The sequence below is a fragment of the Capnocytophaga sp. oral taxon 329 str. F0087 genome (assembly GCF_000213295.2).
Taxonomy (GTDB): domain Bacteria; phylum Bacteroidota; class Bacteroidia; order Flavobacteriales; family Flavobacteriaceae; genus Capnocytophaga; species Capnocytophaga leadbetteri_A.
Window position 1 is genome coordinate 31,710 of the sequence record NZ_KN389989.1, and the last position, 17,328, is coordinate 49,037.

At 40.1% G+C, this 17,328-nt stretch carries 11 protein-coding genes; 5 read left to right on the forward strand and 6 right to left on the reverse strand.

The window, feature by feature from the left end; translation table 11 throughout:
• Positions 1–3: 3 nt before the first annotated feature.
• From HMPREF9074_RS02745 to HMPREF9074_RS02765, 5 genes are all read right to left on the reverse strand, one after another.
• Positions 4–741 (reverse strand): biotin--[acetyl-CoA-carboxylase] ligase, encoded by a 738-nt coding sequence (locus HMPREF9074_RS02745; RefSeq protein WP_009389778.1) that lies wholly within the window; start codon positions 739–741, stop codon positions 4–6.
• A 9-nt stretch (positions 742–750) separates the two neighbouring features.
• A complete protein-coding gene (locus tag HMPREF9074_RS02750; protein ID WP_009389780.1) occupies positions 751–2,436 on the reverse strand; it encodes an MBOAT family O-acyltransferase in 1,686 nt (561 codons plus the stop codon).
• 6 nt (positions 2,437–2,442) lie between these two features.
• Positions 2,443–3,936 carry a LysM peptidoglycan-binding domain-containing protein gene (locus HMPREF9074_RS02755; protein WP_009389781.1) on the reverse strand — a complete coding sequence of 498 codons (1,494 nt, stop codon included), beginning with the start codon at positions 3,934–3,936 and terminating at the stop codon, positions 2,443–2,445.
• Between the two features lie 34 nt (positions 3,937–3,970).
• Positions 3,971–5,281, reverse strand: coding sequence for a GDSL-type esterase/lipase family protein (locus tag HMPREF9074_RS02760; RefSeq protein WP_009389782.1), 1,311 nt, complete (start codon positions 5,279–5,281; stop codon positions 3,971–3,973).
• A gap of 231 nt (positions 5,282–5,512) precedes the next feature.
• Entirely contained in the window at positions 5,513–6,997 is a 1,485-nt protein-coding gene (locus HMPREF9074_RS02765; RefSeq protein ID WP_009389783.1) for a cellulose synthase family protein, read from the reverse strand.
• Between the two features lie 391 nt (positions 6,998–7,388).
• Here HMPREF9074_RS02765 and gyrA point away from each other — a divergent pair, with 391 nt between their 5' ends.
• Both gyrA and HMPREF9074_RS02775 read left to right on the forward strand, forming a co-directional pair.
• Positions 7,389–9,902, forward strand: coding sequence for a DNA gyrase subunit A (gene gyrA / locus HMPREF9074_RS02770; RefSeq protein WP_009389784.1), 2,514 nt, complete (start codon positions 7,389–7,391; stop codon positions 9,900–9,902).
• 104 nt (positions 9,903–10,006) lie between these two features.
• A complete protein-coding gene (locus HMPREF9074_RS02775; protein ID WP_009389785.1) occupies positions 10,007–12,361 on the forward strand; it encodes a hypothetical protein in 2,355 nt (784 codons plus the stop codon).
• Here HMPREF9074_RS02775 and HMPREF9074_RS02780 read toward each other — a convergent pair.
• Positions 12,358–14,853, reverse strand: coding sequence for a TonB-dependent receptor (locus HMPREF9074_RS02780; protein ID WP_009389786.1), 2,496 nt, complete (start codon positions 14,851–14,853; stop codon positions 12,358–12,360). The genes HMPREF9074_RS02775 and HMPREF9074_RS02780 overlap by 4 nt on opposite strands.
• 258 nt (positions 14,854–15,111) lie before the next feature.
• Between HMPREF9074_RS02780 and HMPREF9074_RS02785 the strand changes: the two genes are divergently transcribed.
• The 3 genes from HMPREF9074_RS02785 to HMPREF9074_RS02795 all read left to right on the forward strand — a co-directional run bounded on the left by HMPREF9074_RS02785 (position 15,112) and on the right by HMPREF9074_RS02795 (position 17,328).
• Entirely contained in the window at positions 15,112–15,627 is a 516-nt protein-coding gene (locus tag HMPREF9074_RS02785; protein WP_009389788.1) for a hypothetical protein, read from the forward strand.
• 34 nt (positions 15,628–15,661) lie between these two features.
• A complete protein-coding gene (gene dnaX, locus HMPREF9074_RS02790; RefSeq protein ID WP_009389791.1) occupies positions 15,662–16,750 on the forward strand; it encodes a DNA polymerase III subunit gamma/tau in 1,089 nt (362 codons plus the stop codon).
• A 152-nt stretch (positions 16,751–16,902) separates the two neighbouring features.
• Positions 16,903–17,328, forward strand: a complete 426-nt coding sequence (locus HMPREF9074_RS02795) for a hypothetical protein (protein ID WP_034539617.1) — start codon at positions 16,903–16,905, stop codon at positions 17,326–17,328.

Genomic DNA, 17,328 nt, shown 5'->3' on the forward strand with positions numbered 1-17,328 from the left:
AAATCAATAAAGCAATTCTACTTCTTTTAGTTGGAATTGCTTTACTTCTTCTGTTTCTGTCGCAACTATTAAAGCTCCATTAGGGGTTACTCCTCTGATAATTCCCATAAAGTCTTTCCCCGTTTTTGGTCGAAAGGCTGCTACTTTTCCTTTCTGAAATAGATACACTTGGTACTCTTCATATACCCGCTCAAAGGATGTAGCTGATACCTCTTCCAACATCTCTTCCAATGCGTTCATCACTTCTTTTAGTAGCTTTTTTACCTTAAATACTCTTCCTGTTATATTGGCTAATGATGAGGCTTTTGGTAGTCCGCTAAAATCATGTTGATTTACATTCAGCCCTATTCCTATCACACTCTTTACTATTTGTTGCCCTTGTACTATATTTTCTATGAGGATTCCACCTACTTTTTTGCGCTCAATAATAATATCATTAGGCCATTTAATTTTGATTTCTGCTACTATATTTTGTGCTTTTAGAACCTTCACTACTGCTAATGGTACTAACATATTTAGTATAAAGGCTCTTTCTATAGTTAGGTTTTTAGGTATAAAAAGAGTACTAAATGTTAGGTTTGTATTGGGTTCGCTTTGCCATTTAGCTCCATATTGCCCTACACCTGCTGTTTGCACCGGGGTAAATACAGTTAGGTAATTAGGCAGTACTGCCTCGCTATGCACTAAATCTTTCAAATAGCGATTGGTAGAGTTGGTAGTAGGCAGGGTGATGAGCTTCATAGCGGATAGTTAGAATTGGAAATAGATAAAAGGCTGAGCACCACTTGAAGCAGTAGCGTACACCACCCAAAAAGTAAGTGCTATAATAACAGCTTTAAAAAGTATAGGCATACTACCAAAGAAATTCTTCAGTTGTTCGTTCATATTCTGAGGGAAGAAATGCCATACATAGCCTATTGCCATTAGCAGGAATACATTTTTATACCCCATAATAATGGTGTGCCACTGCTGCCAATTAAATGAGAGATCGCCTATATTGTGAATGATAGTCAAGGCAATATCAAAATCGCGCGAACGGAAGAATATCCAGCAAAAAGCTACAAAGTGAAAGGTAATCAGTAGAAAGAGCGGACTTGTTATCCGGCTTATAATACTGCGTTTGCCGTCAGTAGCAGTAGGAAAGTACTCAGCAAAAGTTTTGTGTATAGCCAATGCTAAGCCGTGTAGCGCTCCCCAGATGATAAAGCGTAAGTTTGCTCCGTGCCAAAGTCCTCCCAATAGCATAGTGGTCATTTGGTTAAAATGGCTTCTTACTGATTTCTTCCGGTCTTTTGATACCAAAATAGCAAGAACGAATAATCCTATTGCCCCACAAGTGATGTATAAAGGCAGCATTGTATGCGTGCGTATGTTTATAGCCCACACAAGGGTTGCTCCAAAGAATAGAGTAGGGAAGAAGTACCCCAAAAAAGTACCCTTGCGGTTGCCTCCTACCGAAAAATACAAATAGTCTTTTAACCAAGTAGAGAGCGATATATGCCAACGCCTCCAAAACTCAGTAATGTTCTTCGATTGATAAGGCGTGCGGAAGTTCACGGGTAGAGTAAAGCCCATCAGTAGTGCTAAGCCTATTGCCATATCCGAATAGCCTGAAAAATCGCAGTATATCTGCAATGTATAACCATACACAGCCATTAGGTTTTCAATAGCGGTGTAGCTGTTGGGGGCATCAAATACCCTATCTACAAAGTTCAGCGATATATAGTCAGAAATAACAGCTTTCTTCAGTAGCCCTCCAATGATGAGGAAGAGAGCTAATGAAGTTTCTTCTTTAGTGAGCTGTATCTTTTGGTAAATCTGCGGAATAAAGTCTTTAGCACGCACTATGGGGCCTGCTACTAATTGAGGGAAAAAGCATACGAAGAAAGCAAAATCCAAAAAAGACTTAGCAGGTTCAATCTCGCGGCGATATACGTCTATAGTATAACTCATCGTCTGAAAAGTATAGAACGAAATACCTACCGGCAAAAAGATATCTTGCAGAGCAAAATTGCTATGTAGTACAGCATTAAAACTATCTATTAAAAAGTTGGTGTATTTGAAATAGCCTAATATACCAAGGTTGCTCACCATACTTATTGCCAAGAATAACTTGCGGGTAGCAGGATGCTGACTTCGATGTATGCGCCCTGCGAAATAGTAGTCCATCAGCGACGATAAGATAAGCAATACAAAATAGTTACCTCCTGCCTTGTAGTAAAAAAACAGCGAAAACAGGGTAACATATATGGTGCGAAAATGGGCGTATTTCTTAGTGATGATATACACGCAGTAGAATACTAAGAAAAGCCCTAAAAACAAACTGCTATTAAAAAGCATTGGGTGTTGGGCATCAAAAGTAAACCACTGTTTTATTTGTTCTGTTGTGAATGAAAAGTTGTTAATAAACCACTGAGCTAAGGCTGATGTGTTCAATTCAAATTAGTTTTTTAATGAAAGTTTAGACTGTTTTTTATAGTTTAAATAATTGCTCATAAAGGCGTCGTATAGTAAGTCCCCTTGCTCTATATACCCGTCGCGGGTGTAGTGCACACGGTCGCCTGCTATTAGGTTTTCGTCTATAAAGCGTTGCATAGCCTCACAACCACCTACAGCACGATAAAGGTCAAATACACTATAGTTGTCTTTTACCGAGTTGTCTATCAAAGTATTAGCATACTCCATACACAAAGGGTTAGGATTTTTCCTTTTGTAGAGAGAAGGTGGAGGCGTAGTCAGTAATATAGGGCATTGTCCGTACTGGCTACGGATAGCACTGATAAACTTGTTTACCTCGTCTTCATAGCGTTCTGGCGACATACGTCCAAAGGTTTCGTTAGTGCCCAATGAAATGATGATAAGGTCAGGAGCTAAGGCTTTTATCTGTTCAAAAAAGCGCGGTGACTTATTATAGTCTGAAAAATGAGCTCCATTCACCCCTATAGAGTGGTAAATAATACCGTTTTGGTCGTTTTCTAATACGATACCGTTTAGCGTGAAAGAACTACTTTCAGTGTTAGGAGTTAGGTATATTTTGTCTGATACGTTCAGATTATCATAGGCGTAATAGCTGTAAAGGGTATTGCCATTTAGTATAGTGGCATTACTCATATCTACTTGAGTAGCAGCAGGAGTAGCAGCTGCTTTAGTGCCTACATTTAGCACTTGTCCTACGCGTATATTGTTGTTTTTTATTCTATTAGCTTTTTGTAGCTGGGCTACAGTAGTATGATATTTTCTCGAGATAGAGTAAAGAGTCTCACCTCTAACTACCTTGTGGGTAATAGATTTTGGGGCTGAAAGTTTCATCGGAGTCAGTTTACCTACATTAGTAGCTAACTCAAAAAAACGTTGGTTGTTAGGAGTGATGATTTTCAGTGTGTTGAAAGCGTAGTCTTTATTCTTCAGATTGAGCTCTATCACAAAGTCCTTCTTATTAGTCGAAAGGGCATAACCGCTGATGCCTGATAGGTCTGAGCTCTTTTCACCATTCCATACAATGTTTGACGAAAACGACACATTGCGCCCACCGTTAGTCTTCAGCAGCGAATAAGGGAATACCAATCCCAACCCGCCATTGCCAAAAGCCTCCTGTAATTTTCCTCTCACTATGTTGGTCATTACATCAGCTTGTATGTGCGAGTCTCCTATGTGTACTATGTTAAGCTTGCGGTCGTGAAAAGTGTCTAAAGCGACTAATTTCTCAAAGAAAGGGTATAAGGCAGTAACATTGTACATATTGCTACCGGCCTCCTCAATAGGTACTTTTTTCTTAGTAGCTTTTTTAGCAGCTGTGGTAGGCTTATCGCCTAAAGGTCTTTTTATAGATGATAGGTTCACTGCCGTAGTGTAATTCACGCTCAGATACAGAAGTACCGTGACGATAAATAATGCTGTGGTGATGAGTTTCTTGATAAATTTGATGTGTTTGTTCATTGCTATTGTTGTTTATAGTGAAAAAGATGTGTGTTTACGGGTGTAAAGTGCTTTCTGTCGCAGGCTTAGGGGTATTCTTAGGCTTTTTGTATTGCGCATACTCATCCATTAGCTTGTTATAGATAAGGTGAGCTACCTTTTTAGCCCCGCGAGCATTGAAGTGGGTGTAATCTTTGCTTGCCAACGAAGGGGTAGCCTCTACCCATTGCTTCATTGTGCCTTCACCGCCCATTAGCTCGTATAGATTGATAAAGCCTGAATGAGTGTCGTGAGCGTATTGCTGTTGAGCTTTAGCCAAAGGCACTACAGCCTTATCGGTCTTCATCTCCATATTTACCTTAGTCGATTTGTCAGCAGTCGAGATGATAAGAATAGATGTATCAGGGAAGCAAGCCCTAAGCTGATTTACTACCTTAGTCATACCGCGCTCGTACCATGAATAATCTAAAGTACCGTAGTTTAGCACATTAGCCCCAAAGTGCAATACGATAAGGTCATAGTGCAAATGCTCGTCAAACTGGTTCATTAGGTCAGTGTTAAAGAGCGATAAAGGCAAACCCGAATTGCCTCGGCTCGAAAAGTTATCTACATACACACCTTGCGTGTTAGTAGAACTGATGCCGTAAAACGGAATAGAGTCAGTTTTGTAAAAGCTAATCCGCACAGCTTTAGTGTTTTGTCCATCAGTTAGCGGCAATACGTTTAGCAGTTTATCAGTATTCAGAGGCTTTACTACTTTTACAGTATCGTTGTAGGTAATCTCTACCTTAGCCTCCTTGTTGCCAGAGCGTCCATAATAGAGTGCAGGAGCATATAAACTGCTGATATGCTGCTGATTAGATGATTTGTATTGTACCCAAGTACCATTGCCTTGAGTGAAAAACACCTGCCCACATACCCCAAACGGACGTGTAGGGCGTTTCACATTCACATACGATTGTGTACGCCAAGTGTTAGAATAGGTATGCCATACACTTGCACGCGATTTAGCAGACTCTGAGGTAATAGGTAGAAAGCCGATTCCCATACCCCCAAAAGCATCTTGAAAGAGCAAGCGCAAATCTTGTACTATTAGGTCGCCGTCTGTCATCGAGTCGCCATAATAGCCTATTCGTATTTTTCCTTCTTTGGTGGTTTCTAAATGTTGTAGTTTTTTGAAGAAAGCCAACAAATACTGGTCAGTTTTCTTCAATTGTTTCTTTTTAGCCAATGAATCATTAGCCTGATTAAGTACTTTTTCTATTTCTTTACCTGAGATAGCCTCAAGCATAAGACTATCAATCACAGCATTTTCTACCTTGCTTTCAGGAAAGATACGTGCAGGTAGCCACTCTTTGAAAGCCATAAAAATGGCAGTTGCTAATATAAGGGTGAAAAAAGATTGTTTAAAATAAGATGTTTTCACAAACTGAGTTGCTATTATGTTTAGTTCTTTTCAGGGGGCAAAGATAAAAAATAATTTTGAATTACGAATTATGAATTGCAAAAAACCGCTAAGTAAAACACTTAGCGGTTTTTTTTATATCTATAATTTCCAAATTGTCAAATCAGCAAATTGCCAAATTGCCAAATCGTCTTATGCTTTTGAAGTAAGCGACTTAAAGAATACAAATCCAAAGCCTAAAGTAAGCATACAGTGGAAAGGAAACATACCAAAGTCGTTTAGCTTTACAGCACTATACAACCCAAAAGCAAAGTACAGCATTAGCAAAAATTCTACTATCATATTAGGCGATAGTTTGGTGTTGATATACTTATTATTTTTCCAGCTATCACTTAGCGAACTGATGTTAAATTTAGGTGTACGCACAAATTCACTTCGTTTGCCGCTATGTCCTTCAAGTACGGCAATAGTATTGTGGAATGAAAATCCTAAAGCTACCGAGAAGAAAGTAAAGAACAACTTCACATAGTTCAAGAAGTCATCAAAAGTCTTCCCTTGTAAGTTCTTATAGGTAAACCAGTAACAGATAAACAAGATAATAGTACTAGTGATAAAAAAGCTTGTAAAGTGGAATATCCAGCCCAAATGTCCGTACTGATTTTTAAGGTACAACATCGGTATACTAAAGATAGCGGTAATAAATACCCATAAGAACATCGAGCTGTTCAAAAGGTGCATTACCCCGTGGAATTTAGTCTTCCAACCAATATTTTTAGCAGCGAGCAAGCGACCTACTGTCTTGCGGAAGTTTTCAGCCCCTCCCTTGTTCCAACGGAATTGTTGAGAGCGTGCTGCCGAGATAACTACAGGAAGCTCAGCAGGAGTTTCTACATCTTCCAAATATTTAAACTTCCAATTCTTTAATTGTGCGCGATAGCTAAGGTCAAGGTCTTCAGTTAGAGTATCACCTTCCCAGTTTCCTGCATCGTAAATGCACGCTTTGCGCCAGATGCCAGCAGTACCGTTAAAGTTGATGAAGTAACCTTTAGAGTTACGCCCAACTTGTTCAAGAGTGAAGTGTACGTCTAAAGCAAGTGCTTGTATTTTAGTAAGGATAGAATAATTGCGGTTGATATGTCCCCAACGAGTTTGTACCACCCCTATTTCAGGGTCTTTGAAGTAAATAACGGTGCGTTTAAGCCAATCAGGTTGAGGCAAAAAGTCAGCGTCAAAAATAGCTATAAAATCACCTTTAGCTACAGCCAATCCTTCTTTTAGCGCACCAGCCTTAAATCCTTGGCGGTTCTCGCGGCGTATGTGTTGAATGTCTAAGCCTGTAGCCTGTAGTTTTTTGATGATTTCAGCTGTTTCTGCTACCGATTCGTCAGTAGAGTCATCAAGCACCTGAATTTCGAGCTTAGTGCGTGGGTACTCAAGTTTGGCAATGTTTTCAAGCAGACGAGGTACTACGTACTTTTCGTTATAAAGTGGTAGCTGAATGGTCACGTAGGGTATCTCCCTCGGGTCAAGTAGATTGAACTTAGGAGACTCGTCATTTTGTTTGCGATGCTTCAGATAATTCAGCAGCAAACTAAGCATTGAAAGGCTATACAAAAAGATGCCTATCAAAGCAGTGCAATAAATAATAATAATTGCGTAATTAATAAATGTTGCCATAAATTATTGTTTTATGTTCTTTCATTTTGCAAAAGTACGTGTTTTTTTATTACTGCCAAGAAAAAAGAAATATTTTTTTGAATAAAAAACGGTAATACATTGTTAATTAGCTAATTATGTTTTTCTTCAATTATGCATAGCGGCAAGAGGCAATTTACCTATAGGATGAGCGAAGGATAAGCGAACAATAAACGAAAAATAAGCGAGCCTTATGCAGCCTTATCTCATACAATCTTCGTATAGATTACTTTATTACTAACTTCTGATAACCAATAAGTTAAACGTTCTTGTTTAAAAATTATTGCTTTTTCTTTGGCTATTCTAATAAAACATTGTATCTTAGCGCGCTAAATTGTAATAAAAACCCTTACTTTCAAAGAGTAAATTAATTATGACAGAAGGAGAAAAACTAATTCCTGTAGATATCAGCGATGAGATGAAATCTGCGTATATCGACTATTCGATGTCCGTAATCGTTTCGCGTGCCCTACCCGATGTGCGTGATGGTCTCAAACCCGTACACCGCCGCGTATTGTATGGTATGTATGATATGGGCGTACTTAGCAGTAGAGCCTATAAGAAATCAGCCGCTATCGTGGGTGAGGTGCTCGGTAAATACCACCCACACGGCGATACCGCTGTCTATGACACTATGGTGCGTATGGCACAATATTGGAGCCTACGCTATATGCTCGTAGACGGGCAAGGTAACTTTGGCTCTATGGGGGGCGACTCTCCCGCGGCTATGCGTTATACTGAAGCACGTATGCGCAAGTTCTCTGAAGATATGCTCAGTGATATCGACAAAGAAACAGTGGATCACCAGCTTACTTACGATGACTCACGCGAAGAGCCTACCGTACTTCCTACTCGTATCCCTAACCTATTAGTAAATGGTTCAGCAGGTATTGCCGTGGGTATGGCTACTAATATGGCGCCTCATAATCTTTCTGAGGTCATCGATGGTACTATAGCTTATATTGATAATAATGATATAGAAATTGACGAACTTATCAAATATATTAAAGCACCTGATTTCCCTACAGGAGGAATTATCTACGGCTACGAGGGCGTAAAAGAGGCCTTCAAAACCGGTCGTGGTCGTGTGATTGTTCGTGCTAAAACCGAGTTCCAAGAAGTAAAAGGCAAGGAATGTATAGTCGTTACAGAGGTGCCTTATCAAGTAGATACATCTGTATTGCTTAAGAAAACTTCAGACTTGGTAAAAGAAGGTAAGCTTGAGGGGATTACCGATGTACGCGATGAGTCAGCACGTGGCAAAATACGCATCGTCTACTTCCTAAAACGAGATGCAGTGCCTAATGTGGTGCTGAACAATCTTTTTAAGCACACAGAACTACAAACTTCTTTCAGTGTCAATAATATCGCTTTAGTAAAAGGTCGCCCAGAGCTGTTAAACCTCAAAGACCTTATTTATCACTTTGTAGAGCACCGTCACGAGGTGGTGTATCGCCGTACTGATTTCGAATTGCGAAAAGCCAAAGAACGTATCCATATTTTGGAAGGGTTTATGAAGGTGATGGCTACTGAAGATACAATGGGCAAAGCTATTGAGATTATTCGTTTTCACGATAAGCCAAAAGAAGATTTGATAGCTGAGTTCGACCTTACTGATGTACAAGCCGAAGCTATTTTGGCATTAGCACTACGTCGTATCAACAAAGCCCTCATTTTGCAAACCAAAGAGGAATACGAACAGAAGTTAGCCGAAATACGAGACCTCGAAGATATTTTAGCACGCAAAGAGCGCCGTGTCGAGATTATCAAACAAGAGTTATTAGAAATAAAAGAAAAATATGGTGATGAGCGCCGCTCTGTTATTGAGTATGCTGGTGGTGAGTTTAGCGTAGAAGATATGATACCTGATGACAAAATGGTGATTACCATTTCGCACGCAGGCTACATCAAGCGCACCCCACTAAGCGAGTATAAAACACAAAGCAGGGGAGGGGTAGGACAAAAAGCCTCTACCACTCGCGACCAAGATTTCTTAGAACACCTATTTGTAAGTTCTAATCACCAATACCTATTATTCTTTACCCAAAAAGGTAAATGCTTCTGGATGCGCGTGTACGAAATACCAGAAGGTAGCAAGACTGCCAAAGGGCGTGCTGTACAGAACCTTATCAATATAGAGCAAGACGACAAGATTAAGGCTTTCGTGAGTGTGCAAAATCTCAAAGATGAGGACTATATCAGCAGCAACTACCTAATTATGGCTACTAAACAAGGTATTGTAAAGAAAACGTTACTCAAAGAGTACTCTCGTCCGCGTCAGAATGGTATTAACGCTATTACTATTAAGGAGGGAGACGAACTGATAGAAGCAAAACTAACCTCAGGCAGCAGTCAGCTGATGTTAGCTGTGAAGTCTGGTCGTGCAATTCGTTTTGGTGAAGATAAAGTACGTGCGGTAGGGCGTAACTCACAAGGAGTACGTGGTATCGACCTCGACACCGAAACCGATGAAGTAGTAGGTATGATAGCTATCGAAAATCCACTTGAAGAGACTGTATTGGTAGTATCAGAAAACGGATATGGTAAGCGCTCATATATAGACGATCCTGAAACTCACGAGGCAGTATATCGTATTACTAACCGTGGAGGAAAAGGGGTAAAAACCATTTCTATTACTGATAAGACAGGGCAGTTAGTAGCTATTAAGAGTGTAGCCGAAGGCGAAGACTTAATGATTATCAATAAGTCTGGTATTGCGATACGTCTCTCAATTGATACCTTACGCATTTCAGGACGTGCTACCCAAGGCGTAAAACTCATCAATATCAAAGGCAAAGACTCTATTGCCGCTGTTACCAAAGTGATGAAAGAAGATGACGATGATAATAACGCTACTGAAGAAGTAGAAGTTTCTACTGAAGAATAAAAATCTGTGTTTATAATTAATAAAGAAAGGTCAAACGGAAGTTACTTCATTTCTCTTTAGGTAAGAATTACTTCCGTGATTACCTTTCTTTTTTATTTTATACTATGGAAAAAACAACCGCTTTACTAAAAGTTGCGCTTAGGCAAAATGCGCTTTATATACCTGATAGTATGGTCGCACAAAGAGCTATACAGCCAGGAACATTGGAATTGGTAGCTGCTTTGCGCCAACACGGCTTTGGTGTTACCGAAGACCTCTTGCACGCTATCAACGGTACTAATAACGAGTATCGCCAATTGGTAGTGCGCACTATTAAGCAAATACTTAATGTAAAACTCAACTGGGCACCGCTTATCAAGAATTGGGAAGTGCCTACAGGAGAGAGTGCGATAGATCATATCATTACTGCTTTCTACAACCAATTTCCTGATTTGGTAAAGAATGATGATTATATTTGTTATTGGTATGATTACGATGATTATTATGAGGCAAACGATATTAAAAACTATAATAGAGAATATTTTACGCCTAAACACGAGCGCTTTTTAGCTTGTGGGCACTATATTCCTTATGGTACATTTCCGCTGTGGCGTTATAATGGTTGTCCTTTTTGTGGTACGCCTTTTCAGTTAGGTAAGATAGAGTGTACCGAGCAGGGTAGCAAACTCAAAATCCTCGACCTTTGGCGCGAACAAGACGCAAATGCTTATTACCAAAACCTATTGGCTTCTAAAACAGCTTTAGATGCTACTCAAGTAGATTCGCTCAAACGTTTGTTGCCTTACTTTTCTGTAGATAAAAAAACTACTATCGAAATGAAAGAAACCCTTATCTTAGTAGTGGATAGTTATCTTCTTTCAGAAGGCAATGAAGTAGCAGCAGGGACTTGTTTTCGCACTCCTACCGATATTCTACGTTATTTGTGGTATAAGAAGACGAGGTTCTTGCAGCTATTACCTCCTAAAACAATTATTGCTAAAAATGCTAAAAACTACAGTCATATTGTTTACCCTTTAAATAAGAATGAAGAAGCAAAGATAGAAGCAAAAGAAGAACTTCGCTTGAAATACTCGCGTAAAGAATGTGCAAGAGTGGCGCGTTGGCTCAATACTTTGCCTCTCTCTGCAGAAAAAGCTTGCGAACTGATGCACCCCAAGCGCGAGATGTGGGTACGCTTTATTCGCGCCTTGCGCTTGGCTGAGTACAGCAAGAAAAAAGGCTTTGAAAAGCTCGCTATGCTGTTAGATATTTTCTATCATCAGAAATATGAGGTATGGCAAGGCAAGGTACAACAGGCTTACCTAAATGTAGATACAGATACTGTTTTGGGGTATCTAAAAGAACGTCCTTCTCAGTTTGCGCGCTCACTATTCGCTACAATGTTATGGGTAGGTACTGAAGCTACTATCACAGCTTTCAAAGAGGTAATAGACCAAGTGCCTATGCGCTTGCTTTTTACCCTCAATAATTACGCCGATCTTTATTTTACACCACACGGTACGCGTTCTGTGAAAATCATTACGGGTGATTATGTAGAGGTGCCTAAAAACCAATGGGTAAATTTAGGCTATAACGAGGAACAATTAGCCCAGATGAAAACAGCGATAGAAGAGCTTTGCTTGTGGGTAATACGTCGAAAGTTCGCAGCATACCCCAATCCCCATAAAACGATATTTATAGACGAACAACTGTATCACTTTCCTTTGCCTATAGGCGATAGAAGTACTACTATACACGACTTTAACGCGACCTTAATGGGCACTAAATTCCCTTTAGAAGGTAATGAGGTACGCCTCTTTATGCAATGGGGTAAAGACCTACCTGCGCAGCATCTTGATATGGACTTGTCGTGCCATATCATCTTTGAAGAAGGAAGCAAAATGAAAAATGATATATGCTATTATGGCAGACTTACCGCTACGGGTTGCCAACATAGTGGTGATATTCGCAGTATTCCTAATAAAGTAGGTACTGCCGAGTATATCAATATCGATGTAAATATCTTGCGCCGAAAGAAAGCTAAGTACGTAACTTTTGTGTGCAATGCTTATTCTAATGGGGCACTATCACCTAATTTAGTAGTAGGCTGGATGGATAGTAAACATAAGATGAAAGTATCTGAGCGCACGGGGGTAGCTTACGACCCTTCTACGGTTATCCATCAGGTGCGTATTACTCAGCCGTTGCAAAAAGGATTGCTGTTTGGAGTTTTAGATGTAGAGAAGAAAGAAATAATATGGTTAGAAGTGCCTTTTCAAGGGCAAGTAGCCAATGACTTATCTTTAAGTACAGTAAAAGCCTTGTTAAGCAAGTTGAGTGCTAAAACCACTATCGGCAACCTGCTAACCCTTAAAGCCGGAGCTCAAGGGTTGCAGGTAGTTAATGATAAAGCTTTTGCCGATGAGGTATATGATAGGCAATGGGTAGCTCAGGGTAATGTGAGTGCTTTTTTCTTTTAAAATCTATAAGTTACACTAGCATTTATGTTGCGTGGAGCTCCAGGGAAGTTGCGTAAGTTGTCATAACCGCTTATCCAATAAGTACGATTTAGCACATTATTTACGTTTAGCTGTAGCTGTACATCTTTCACCTTATAATAAAGTACCGCATTGAGTAGTGTATAATCAGGGTAAGAAGCAGCGGTAGCACGGCGTCCTACCTGTCCTAGGCGTTCGCTGGCGTAGCTAACCCCTATACCTGCTCCGAGTCCTTTTAAACTACCATTTTCAAAGATATACTTCGTCCAGAGGTTAGCCGCGTGGCGGGGAGTGCTGGGGCGTTGTACGTTTAGGTCTTTAATAGCTCCTTCTTCTTTTAGTTTCACGATACGAGCATCAGTATAAGCATAGTTCGCTACCACACTAAAGTTAGGCAATATCTGTCCAGCTACGTCTAATTCAAATCCATTAGATTCTTCATCTACTGGCACGCGCCAATCAGCTTTACCTGCTTTCGGACTTTGCTCTAAAGAGTTCTCTTGCGTAATCTTAAATATGGCTAGTGTGGCACTTAGGCGTTTGTTAAACCATTCGGTCTTCAATCCAACCTCGTATAATTCACTCTTGATATAATCAAAAGGCCCTCCATAGCGGTCAGGGTCAGATTGTATATTAGCCCCTTGTGGCTGAAATCCTTTAACCCAAGTCGAATAAAGATTGATGTTCTCCGATGCCTCTACTACCAATCCCACACGAGGTATAAAAGCACTTGTCTGGCGACTAATCTCTTTAGTAGTCTCCTTGTTTAGTGTTTCGGTGAACCACTCTTGGCGTAATCCAACAAGTAGCTTCACAATACTGATGTCTATCTGCTCTTGCACATATACCCCGTGAGAGTATTCCTCATAAGGGTTTAGCGTGTTTTGTTTCCAGATGTATTTGCTAATGTCTTTATACGCATTGCCTGCTATAGGGTCGTATAGGTCAAATACAGGTACGTTAGTAGTAGGAGTCAATACTGAGCCTGCCAATACATTGGCAGTAGTAGTATAGGTGTTTACGACTTTAGTTTTATCCTTGCTCAAATAACCTTGTGCCGAAATAGAAGATGAACCTGCTTTTTGTTCTGAAATAAAATAGTCATAACCTACTAATAGCTTGTGCTTCAATATACCAGTATTGAAGTTGAAGTTGAAGTAAGTGTTGAAGCTATTGTTAGCAAAATACCGTTTGCGTTGATTAGCAGTCATCATCACTTTGTTAGGGTCAGCATAGCGAAAAGCGTTAGCCCCATTGCCTATTTGCTTGTAGTATAAGTTAGCTTGGGTGTGCTCTAACATATCTTCGCTGTAAGAAGAGTTAAGGTAAATAGCGTTTAACGAAATATGGTCAGAGAATTTATGAGTGAGGGCTATGGTAGTATTGAGAGTGTTTTCTTTTAGGAAATCATTAGCAGCACTTAGCGAGCGGCTGATAGGGGTAGAGTATACATTGCCATCAGCAGGTACAGACTGTCCGCGGTCTATTTTGCCGTTAAAGTTCTGATACACAAAATCAACGTTGATATGCGTTTTCTCGTTAGGGATATAAGAGAACGAAGGGGCAGCAATAATGCTTTCAGAGCCTTGCAAGTCGCGGAAAGAGTCAGTTTTCTCATAACCTAAGTTTAGGCGGTAAAGTAATGTTTTCTTAGGGTTTAGAGGGCCAGTGAAGTCGCCGTAAGTTTTGAGGGTATTCCAGCTACCTACCCCCACGGTGATGCTATTTTTGTTTTCAAACAACGGTTTCTTAGTTACGCGGTTGATAACTCCTCCTGGGGCAGCATTGCCAAAAAGAGCAGAGGCAGGGCCTTTGATAACCTCTACACGCTCAATATTAGCAAGCGAAGACTGTTTCCACAAGCTCGTTTGGGCACGCATACCGTTTAGCAGGTTGCCCGAATTGCGGTTGCCTGTAGCGCGAAAACCACGAATAGAAAAGTCGTTGTACGAAGAGTTTTGGTTTACCCCGCTAATGTTTTTCACCACCTCATTTACGGTAGTAGCCCCTTGGTCTAAGATGAGCTCTTTGGTAACGTACCCTACCGATTGAGGCACTTCTTTCAGCGCAGAGGCTGTTTTGGTACCGATAAAAGAGTTAGTGTTTTTATAACTACTCTCTTTGCGCCCGATAACCTCTACTTCTTGCAGCGCGGTCAGTTCTTCAGAGAGTTGTACATCTAAGTGCGTGTGGGTACCGCTGGGGTTAGGAGCTACATCGGTGCGTATTTTTAAAGTTTTAAAACCGAGGTAGCTAAACACTATAGTCTGTTTGCCTACAGGCACATTATGAAGCTCGTAAAAACCTTTGTCGTTGGTGCTAATTCCTATAGAAGTGCCTTCCAGTACGACATCTACCCCTATAAGAGGTTGTTTATTTTCGTCGGTTACCCGACCGCGCACTTCAGTAGTTTGCTGGGCAAAAGTAGTAAAGTTGAAGCAACAAAACATCAGCAAAGAAAAGAGTTTTTTCATATAGATTATTTTATTTAAAATGTTTCTTGTTTATTTCGGGCTGCAAAAATAATAAAATCATTATAAAAAGCAATTTTTTAGTAGTTAATCATTAGCTGAAGCTATACCTATTTACCTTATAAAAGTAGTATAAGAACAAGCTATTCAAAGCGAACGATGAGCGAAGGATAAGCGAAGGATAAGCGAAGATTTAACTTTTTTCACTTTTTTCTTTTCTTTTCTATCTTTTTTTGTACCTTTGCAAAAATATTGAGATTAATGAGTAGAAAAATACTTTTATTAGGGCTGCTGATAGGGTTTTGCTTAGTAGCTTGCAATGATGGTGATTTAGAAGTTGAAACTATTTCGTTTGATAATTCTGATGTACTTTCTTGCTCTAGCAATGATACAGCTGTGTCTTTTTTGTTTAAATATAGTCAAAAACAGGCACTTATACTTAAGTTGCCCGCTAATGTACTCGAAAATAAAGAAAAGACCGTAAGTGGTTCAATACCTGATAGTTATAAATTGTATTACCGTACGTTCGACCAAGCCCCTACTACCTCTTATTTCTGTGCAGATTTTCCGCCTGCTTCTCCTATAGTAACTACTCAGATAGAAGCAACAGGAGGCACAGTATCTATCACCACAAGGGCTATTTATGATGAAAATACTCATACCTTGCTGCGTTATGACCACCTTATCCGTATCAATGATTTGGTGTTAATAAATAGGCAAGGCAACAAAGTAGTAGATTCAAACTTTATTTTTGGTACTTACCAAACGAGAAAATAAATCGTATTTTTCACCTTAGTACAACTTTATACTAATGAGTCAATTTGTAGTTTCGGCACGGAAATATCGCCCACAATCATTTAGAGATGTCGTGGGGCAGCAGGCTATTACCAATACACTGCTCAACGCTATCGAAAACAACCACTTAGCACAAGCGCTCCTATTTACAGGGCCTCGTGGAGTGGGTAAGACCACTTGTGCACGTATCCTTGCCAAAAAAATAAACGAACAAAGTGGGGTAACAGATGATAACGACTTTGCTTTCAATGTGTTTGAACTCGATGCTGCTTCTAATAATAGTGTAGACGACATACGAAAGCTCATAGAGCAAGTGCGCATCCCTCCCCAAGTAGGCAACTACAAAGTGTATATCATCGATGAGGTGCATATGCTCTCTACAGCGGCTTTCAATGCTTTCCTAAAAACGTTAGAAGAGCCCCCCAAGCACGCTATTTTTATCTTAGCGACTACTGAAAAGCATAAGATTATCCCTACTATCTTGTCTCGTTGCCAGATATTTGATTTTAAGCGTATTACAATAAGTGATATACGCGAATATTTGAAATATATAGCAGAACAACAAGGTATTGAGGCTGAAGATGAGGCGCTGCAAATCATTGCCCAAAAGGCTGACGGAGCTATGCGCGATGCCCTCTCTATTTTCGACCGTGTAGTGAGTTTTTCAGGTGATAAGATTACCCGTCAAGCCACTTCCGAAATACTGAATGTGTTAGACTATGAGGTTTATTTTAAGGTAACAGACCTTATTTTAGATAATAAGTTGCCAGATTTACTGCTTGAGCTCAATACGGTTATAGCGCAAGGTTTTGATGGTAATCACTTTATAGCAGGCTTGGCAAGCCACTTTAGAGATTTGATGGTGTGCAAAAATCAGGCGACTATTAGCTTAATGGAGGTAGGCGAAGAGACTCGAAAAAAATATACAGAGCAGAGTGAGCGTGCTACAGTGCCATTCTTAATGGAGGCTATACGCATCGCTAATGATTGCGATTTGAGCTATCGAAACAGCAAAAACCAACGTTTATTGGTAGAAATCGCCTTGATGCAATTAGCATCACTGACCTATGAGGGGGATAAAAAAAAAATGATGGACGCTTCATAATACCGGCTTATTTATTTAATGTTGAAGTTGCTCCTGTTGCTGCACAGTCTCCACCCCCAGCTCCAGCACCTACACCGGTAGTTAGTGTCCCTAGTATTACTAAGGCACAGCGTTCGGGAGTGGTGTCGGGCTTTTCAATAAAAAGTGTACACTTGAAGACTGAGCACCAAAGGCAGGCAAAAGAAGATACAATAGACCCCAATTCGCTACCTCGTGAACCTTTTACCTCAGAGGCTTTTCAGCAGTATTGGCAAGCCTATATACAACACTTATTGAGCAGAGGCGAACGCTTGCAGGCATCTATTTTGCAGATAGCCAATAAGCAATTAGAGGGCACCGTACTACACTTAGAGGTAGGTACTCAAACGGCTAAAACAGACGTAATAGAGATGGAGCCAAAGCTATTAGCTTATTTGCATAAACAATTGCGCAATTATGACCTGAAGATAGAAATACAAGTAAATGAAGAGATTAGTAAGCGTATATTGGTAACTCCTGAAGAGAAATACAATAGGTTGCTACAGCTCAACCCACTACTACAAGATTTTAGAAATGCATTTAGTTTAGCGATAAGCTAA

Excerpts from the sequence above, each read along its gene's own strand:
- HMPREF9074_RS02775 (WP_009389785.1), top strand. The coding sequence starts at position 10,007 with ATGGAAAAAACAACCGCTTTACTAAAAGTTGCGCTTAGGCAAAATGCG.
- HMPREF9074_RS02765 (WP_009389783.1), bottom strand. The coding sequence starts at position 6,997 with ATGGCAACATTTATTAATTACGCAATTATTATTATTTATTGCACTGCT.
- HMPREF9074_RS02755 (WP_009389781.1), bottom strand. The coding sequence starts at position 3,936 with ATGAACAAACACATCAAATTTATCAAGAAACTCATCACCACAGCATTA.
- HMPREF9074_RS02780 (WP_009389786.1), bottom strand. The coding sequence starts at position 14,853 with ATGAAAAAACTCTTTTCTTTGCTGATGTTTTGTTGCTTCAACTTTACT.
- HMPREF9074_RS02745 (WP_009389778.1), bottom strand. The coding sequence starts at position 741 with ATGAAGCTCATCACCCTGCCTACTACCAACTCTACCAATCGCTATTTG.
- dnaX (WP_009389791.1), top strand. The coding sequence starts at position 15,662 with ATGAGTCAATTTGTAGTTTCGGCACGGAAATATCGCCCACAATCATTT.
- gyrA (WP_009389784.1), top strand. The coding sequence starts at position 7,389 with ATGACAGAAGGAGAAAAACTAATTCCTGTAGATATCAGCGATGAGATG.
- HMPREF9074_RS02785 (WP_009389788.1), top strand. The coding sequence starts at position 15,112 with ATGAGTAGAAAAATACTTTTATTAGGGCTGCTGATAGGGTTTTGCTTA.
- HMPREF9074_RS02760 (WP_009389782.1), bottom strand. The coding sequence starts at position 5,281 with ATGGCTTTCAAAGAGTGGCTACCTGCACGTATCTTTCCTGAAAGCAAG.